Origin of the sequence: Saccharopolyspora sp. 7B (assembly GCF_020177435.1) — a bacterium.
GTDB lineage: Bacteria > Actinomycetota > Actinomycetes > Mycobacteriales > Pseudonocardiaceae > Saccharopolyspora_C > Saccharopolyspora_C gregorii.
In genome coordinates, this window is record NZ_JAIUKC010000026.1 from 1 (window position 1) to 6,503 (window position 6,503).

A 6,503-nucleotide genomic window follows, 5' to 3' on the forward strand; every position below is an offset into this window, starting at 1 on the left:
TTGGGTAGGTTTCCCGGGGTCGGGGCGGGGGGGGGGGGCGCGGCGGGGGGGGGGGCGGGGGGGGGGGTGGGCGTCGGTGGCCCCCCCGGGGTCGCCCCGGGCGCCGCGGGCGGCGAGCACGTCCGCGTACTCCGCGGGCGCGCGCACCGAATCGGCGCGCAGCAGCCCGTCGACGTCCCACCCCTGCTCGGCGAGCACCTCGCGGATGGCGCGGTAGGACGGGGATTCGAAGTTCCCGGGCACCTGGAAGGCGAACGTGGCGCCGTCGGGCAACGCGGGCAACCAGCCGCGCAGCAGGTCGACGTGCTCGGGCACCCACTGCAGCACCGCGTTGCACAGCACCACGTCCACGTCCGGCGCGGGCCGCCAGTCCCGCACGTCCTGCAGCCGGGCGTCGACGCCGTTGCCGCGCGCGGCCTCGACCATCTGCGGCGAGGAATCGGTGGCCTCCACCGCGGCGTCCGGCCAGCGTCCGGTGAGCAGCCGGGTGAGGTTGCCGGCGCCGCAGCCCAGGTCGACGACGCGGCGGGCGGGTCGCTGCGGCACGCGGGCCAGCAGGTCGTGCGCGGGGCGGTCGCGCTGCGCGCTGAACGACAGGTACTTCTGCGGATCCCACACGGCGCGAACAGTACGACCGTACTGCAAGGATGTCCAGGTCCTGGAGCTCTCAGCGCGACCGGTGCAGCCGCTCCGCCACCTCCGCCGCCACCGGCGCCAGCGACCGCTCGTCGGTGCCCGGATCGGCGCGCACCTGCAGCACCAACCCGTTGCGGCCCGGCACCTTCCGCTGCACGAACCGCGCGCCGCCGCCGGGCAGCTCGCGGTGCTCGGTGCTGCGGATCGACCCGGTCACCCGCGTGTGCACGATCTCCGGCAGCGTCCCCGGTTCGGCGAGCCGCAGGCGCAGCGGGCGCAGATCCCGCAGCAGCACCGCGTCCCCCGCCGACCCGGACTCCACCGCCTCGACCACGATCAGCACGCCGTCCCGCCAGGTCGCCTTGCTCACCAGGTGCCAGCCCAGCAGCCGCCCCTCCGGCAGCCACAGCCCGAGGTGCGTGGCGACCAGCGGCCCGTCCGCCGCGCGCGCCACCGCCAGCACCCGCTCGTCGGCGCCGAGCGCACCGGCGAAGTCGGCGGGCACCTCGGCGGTGCCGGACAACCGGGCGGCGAACCGGCGCAGCCAGGTCATCACAACGCGCCCGAAGCCTGGTGCAGCAACGACTGCCGGTACTGCTCCAGCGCCAGCATGTCGCCGAACAGCGAGTTGTACTCGTCCGGGTTCTCCGTCGGCGAGGTGCGCTGCACCCGCGACTTGATGTCCGCGATCTGGCGCCCCACCATGATCTCCTGCAGCCGGGCGATCACCCCCGCCACGTAGCGCGGGTCCTCCTCCGACTTCGTGTCCAGCGCCTCCACCGCCAGCAGCGTGAGCAGCCGCCGCGTCACCTCGTCCTGGCACTCGCGGCCCACCGCGTCCACCAGTCCCGCCCCGGACAGGCCGGACATGGTGCCGCCCGCCGCGACGATCGCCTGGTGCAGCTCGGCGTAGACCGGTTCGGTGAACGCCTCCTCCGGCAGCGAGTCGTAGACCGGGCCGGACAGCGCGGGCACCTGCAGCGCCAGCTTCAACGTCTCCCGCTGGCACCAGCGCGGGTCGTCCCGGCGCGGCCGCGGCGGCAGCTCCACGTCCATGCCCAGCGACCCCTGGTCGGGGTTGCGCGGCGCGCGGCGGCGCTGCGGCTTGGCCGGCGCGCCCGCGGACTCGCGGACCCGGCGCACGATCTGGTTCTCGTCGTTCCAGCCGACCCAGCCGGACAGCTGCACCGCGTAGCCGTCGCGGCGCTCCACGTCCTTGATCTGCGCCACCAGCGGGACGGTGCGCTTGAGCGCCTCCACCCGGCCGTCCACCGAATCGAGGTCGTACTCGGTGAGCAGGCTGCGGATCGCGAACTCGAACAGCGGCTTGCGCCGCGCCACCAGGTCCCGCACCGCGGTGTCCCCGCTGGCCTGGCGCAGCTCGCACGGGTCCATGCCGTCCGGAGTGATCGCCACGTAGGTCTGGGTCGCGAACTGCTGCTCGCCGTCGAAGGCCTTCAGCGCCGCCTTCTGCCCGGCCGCGTCCCCGTCGAAGGTGAAGATGACCTCGCCGCGGAACGCGTTGTCGTCCATCATCAGCCGCCGCAGCACCGAGATGTGGTCGTCGCCGAACGCCGTACCGCAGGACGCGATCGCCGTCGGCACGCCCGCCAGGTGCATCGCCATCACGTCGGTGTAGCCCTCGACGACCACCGCCTGGTGCCGCTTCGCGATCTCCCGCTTGGCCAGGTCGATGCCGAACAGCACCTGCGACTTGTTGAAGATCGGGGTGGCGGAGGTGTTGACGTACTTCGCCTCGATCGGGTCGTCGTCGTGGATGCGGCGCGCGCCGAAACCGACCACGTCCCCGGCCAGGTCCTTCAACGGCCACAGCAGCCTGCGGTGGAACCGGTCCAGCGGGCCGCGCCTGCCCTCCTTCGACAGGCCGCACTTGTACAGCTCGTCGAGCTCGAAGCCCTTGCCCAGCAGGTGCTTGGTCAGCTTGTCCCAGCCGGACGGGGCGAAACCGCAGCCGAAGCGGGTCGCGGCGGCCTCGTCGAAACCGCGCTCGGCGAGGTACTCGCGGCCCGGCAGCGCCTCCGGCGAACGCAGGTGCTCGGCGTAGAACTCGGCGGCGAGGCGGTGCGCCTCCACCATCCGCGCGCGGGTGCCGCGGTCCCGCTTCGGGCCCGGCGTCCCGCCCTCGTAGGTGAGCTGCAGCCCGGCCCGGTCGGCCAGCCGCTCCACGGATTCGACGAAACCCAGGTGCTCGGACTTCATGAGGAAGGCGATGACGTCGCCGCCCTCACCGCAGCCGAAGCAGTGGAAGGTGCCGTGGCTCGGGCGCACGTTGAACGACGGGGTCTTCTCGTCGTGGAACGGGCACAAGCCCTTCAGAGCACCGCCGCCGGCGTTGCGCAACGCCACGTATTCGCCGACGACCTCGTCGATCCGGATGCGGTCACGTACCTCGGCGACATCGCTATCTCGGATCCTTCCAGCCACCCGGCCAGTCTAGGCGTCGCGCACGACACACCGACGGGTGTCCCCGCGGGGCGCACAATCGGCGCATGACCAACGCCGGTCCGGAGCTCGCCGCCGAGTTCGACGCCCACCGAGCGCGGCTGGTCGCGCTCGCCTATCGGCTCACCGGCGGGCTCGCCGACGCCGAGGACGCGGTGCAGGAGGCCTGGCTGCGGCTGGCCCGCGAACCCGGTGAGATCCGCGACCTCGGCGCCTGGCTGAGCACCGTCGTCGGCCGGCTCTGCCTGGACAAGGTGCGCTCCGCCGCGCACCGGCGGGAGCGGTACGTGGGGCCGTGGCTGCCCGAACCGGTGGTGAGCCCGCTGGGCGCGCCCGACCCGCAGGACGTGGTGACCGGCCGCGAGGAACTGCGGATGGCGGCGCTGCGGCTGCTGCACGAACTGCCCGCCGAGCAGCGGTTCGCGTTCGTGCTGCACGACGGGTTCCAGGTGCCGTTCGGCGAGATCGCCGACCTGCTCGGCTGCCCGGCCGCCACCGCCCGCCAGTACGCGTCCCGGGCGCGGCGGTCCCTGGCCGAGGGCACCCCGCCGCGCGCGCCGCTACCCCGGCAGCAGGAGGTCGTCGACCGGTTCATGGCCGCGGTGACCAGCGGTGACGTGGCCGAGCTGACCCTGCTGCTGCACCCACGGGCGGCGCTCTACGGCGACGGCGGCGGGCAGGCGTCCACCGCCCGGCGGCCCGTCGTGGGCGCGGACAAGATCTCCCGGTTCCTGCTGGGGCTGGTGGCCAAGTACGGCACCGCCTCGCTCGCCGGATCGTTCCCGGTGCTGGTCAACGGCGATCTCGGCGTGTTCGTGCCGGGCGACCCGGACGATCCGACCGGGCGCACCTCGTTCCGGCGGGTGCTGGTGTTCACCGTGGCCGGCGACCGGATCGCGGAGCTGCACGACCTGGTGAGCCCGGACAAGCTGGCGCACCTCGACCCGGCCGCCTTCGATTCCTGATCGAGGGCCGCGCCGCCGGACGGGGACCCGGCCCGCGCCTCACGGCATCGGCACCCGGCACGCCTCGCCGGAGGCGAAGCCCTGCGCGGTGAGGCCCAGCGCGTGGTTCATGCGGGTCCGCTGGTTCTCCAGCGCGATCAGGTAGGTCAGCTCCAGCAGTCCCCGGTGGCCGAGCCTGCGGTCCAGCTCCGCGACCTGCTCGTCGGTCACCCGCACCGGCAGCTCGGTCATCGCGTCCGCGTACTCCACGACCAGCCGATCCAGTTCGGTGAACCGCGGCGAGGTGCGGTGGTCGTCGATCTCCCGCAGCCGCGCCACGTCCAGCCCCTCGTCGCGCTGCAGCATCGTGCCGAAGTCCACGCACCACGAGCAGCCGATGCGGGTCGCGGTCCGGAACACGGCCAGCTCCCGCAGGCTCGCCGGCAGCACCCGCGCCGCCCGGTCCACCGCCAGTTCCGCGGTGCAGGACGCCAGCAGCAGGCCCCGGTGGTGCGCGAGCACCGCCATCGGGTCCGGCACCGCACCGAAGCGGCGGCGGGCGTAGCGGTAGGCGAGCTTCGTCAGCAGTCCCACCCGCCGAGCGGGCAGGCGTTCGATCCGCGGCATGATCACTCCCGGTGGTCCCCGCCCGCCGGATGCGGGCGATCCACCACCGGGACGGGCGAGCGACCCGGAACGTGACAGCGCGCAGGTGAACGGCGCCTCCCCGAAGCGGAAGCGCCGTCCACCTCCGGGTCAGGACGGGTCGGTGACGCGGGCGAGGAAGTAGACCGCACCGGATTCGCGGTGGCGGACCAGGAACAGGAACGGGCGGTCCACCCGCACCCGGATCGGGTCGGGTTCGCGGACGATCGCGGTCAGCCGCATCATCGCCGCGGTCGCCGCCGCGCCTTCCAGCCCGGCCTCGTCCACGCGCAGCACCGCCTGGTGCACGATCGCCGAGATCTTCAGCGGTGCCTCGGTGAGCGCGCTGAAGTCCGCGCCCGGGGTGAACGCGGTGCGCACGCCGAGCGCACCGAGCGGTTCGGTGAGCTCCGCTTCCGCGGTGACGTCGAAGCGCGGCAGGAACAGCTCCACCCGCTGGTCGCGGCGCTGCGCCAGCAGTGCGTCCAGGTCGGCGGCGCTCAGCTCCGGTTCCGCGGTGGCGAGGTCCTCGTCGGGCAGCAGGACCACGGCCTCCGCTCCGCCCGCGGCGGGCAGCGCGATCGCCTGCCAGCCGCCGGCCGCGGCGTACCCGAGGCTGCGGGTGGTGGTCATCGTCGGTACCGCCCGCTGCCCGCCGGGCGCGTGGAACGGCTGCTCGGCGGTCCGCTTCGCGTCGAAGGCCTCCCGCCAGGACACCTTCAGGTAGAGCGCGTTGACCAGGGCGGCGACCGTCTCGGGGTCGACGGCGCCCGGGTCGAGCAGTTCCGGGATGAGGTCGCGCGTCGTCTCCGCCACGTCGGCGTTGATCAGCCGCCGGGCGCCGTCGGGGTCGTCGCGGAACGGGGCGGTGCGGACGGCGCTGCCGGGCCACTGCCCCAAGGTGCGCAGGAACTCCTCGCGCACCGGGAGCCCGTCGTGCGCCCACAGCGTGTTGGCGACCGCCAGCACCGGCGCTTCCGCCGAGCCGGTCGCGGACAGCTCCGCGGCCGGGGACAGCGCCCCGCGCACGGCTTCCGGATCGGGGGCGCGCAGTGCCGTCAGCAGTTCGTCCCGGGTGTCGCCCGCCGCGGCCGCGGTGGCCAGGCCGAGCGCGCTGGCCACCGAGTACGGGGACCAGGTGAACGATCGGTCCGGCGCGGGGGCGAGCCGGTGGTGCAGGGCCAGGCTGAAGTCGAGGTGCTCGGTCACGGCCGGGTGGGCTCCGTTCGGCGCGGCGGCGGTTCGGGGAGGATCTCCCCCGCCGAGTCTGCCACTCCGCACGGGCCGCGGGCCGGTCCTGGCGACTTCCAGCGCCCGCCGCTGCGAACGCGTTCGCCGGCGGCGGAGCGACCGACCTCGGCCGGCGATCCCTCGCGGGACGGCGTCGTCGCGACCGCGGGCGGAATCGCCGCGGTGCGGTCGCCGCGCTTCGGCCGCCCTCGCGGGTCCGGCTAGCTGACGGATTCCTCGATGTCCGACAAGCCCATGAGGCGCAGTTCCTGCGCGATGTACTCGGCCGCCCGGCGCGCTTCGGGGTCGCGCCAGCGCAGGTCGTTCACCCAGTCCGCGAGGTTGTCGGTGTTCACGTAGGGCTCGCCGTCGACGACGAGCTTCTGGATGTAGTGCCGGTTCGGCATCGAGGCTCTCCTTGCGGCGCGGGGACGGGTCGGGGGTCGCGCCACCTGCACAGCAAGTCGGGGGGGGGGGGGGGGGGGGGGGGGGGGCGGCCCCCCCCCCGGGGGCCCGGGGGGGGGCCCCCCGGCGGCGCCCCCCCCCCCCCCGCCGCGGTGAAACAAGCAAGGTGGGGGGGGGTGT

Annotated in this window: 7 protein-coding genes; 1 reads left to right on the top strand and 6 read right to left on the bottom strand. The window is 74.4% G+C overall.

Features of this window, described 5'->3' with window-relative positions; translation table 11 throughout:
- The 3 genes from LCD33_RS05360 to dnaG all read right to left on the bottom strand — a co-directional run.
- Positions 1-618 (bottom strand): methyltransferase domain-containing protein (locus LCD33_RS05360; protein ID WP_224977577.1); only part of this gene is annotated, 618 nt, incomplete at its 3' end.
- Between the two features lie 49 nt (positions 619-667).
- Positions 668-1,189, bottom strand: a complete 522-nt coding sequence (locus tag LCD33_RS05365) for a hypothetical protein (RefSeq protein WP_224966331.1) — start codon at positions 1,187-1,189, stop codon at positions 668-670.
- A complete protein-coding gene (dnaG, locus tag LCD33_RS05370) occupies positions 1,189-3,081 on the bottom strand; it encodes a DNA primase (protein ID WP_224966330.1) in 1,893 nt (630 codons plus the stop codon). Before dnaG ends, LCD33_RS05365 begins: the two co-directional genes overlap by 1 nt.
- A gap of 65 nt (positions 3,082-3,146) precedes the next feature.
- On the opposite strand from dnaG, the gene sigJ reads away from it, so the two are divergent.
- On the top strand, positions 3,147-4,064 hold the full coding sequence (sigJ, locus tag LCD33_RS05375) for an RNA polymerase sigma factor SigJ (protein ID WP_224966329.1): 918 nt from the start codon (positions 3,147-3,149) through the stop codon (positions 4,062-4,064).
- 39 nt (positions 4,065-4,103) lie between these two features.
- Here sigJ and LCD33_RS05380 read toward each other — a convergent pair whose 3' ends face one another.
- The 3 genes from LCD33_RS05380 to LCD33_RS05390 all read right to left on the bottom strand — a co-directional run bounded on the left by LCD33_RS05380 (position 4,104) and on the right by LCD33_RS05390 (position 6,325).
- Entirely contained in the window at positions 4,104-4,670 is a 567-nt protein-coding gene (locus tag LCD33_RS05380; RefSeq protein ID WP_224959427.1) for a carboxymuconolactone decarboxylase family protein, read from the bottom strand.
- A 129-nt stretch (positions 4,671-4,799) separates the two neighbouring features.
- Complete coding sequence (locus LCD33_RS05385) at positions 4,800-5,897, bottom strand: serpin family protein (protein ID WP_224959428.1); 1,098 nt, start codon at positions 5,895-5,897, stop codon at positions 4,800-4,802.
- 242 nt (positions 5,898-6,139) lie between these two features.
- Positions 6,140-6,325, bottom strand: coding sequence for a hypothetical protein (locus LCD33_RS05390; RefSeq protein ID WP_224959429.1), 186 nt, complete (start codon positions 6,323-6,325; stop codon positions 6,140-6,142).
- Positions 6,326-6,503: the final 178 nt, after the last annotated feature.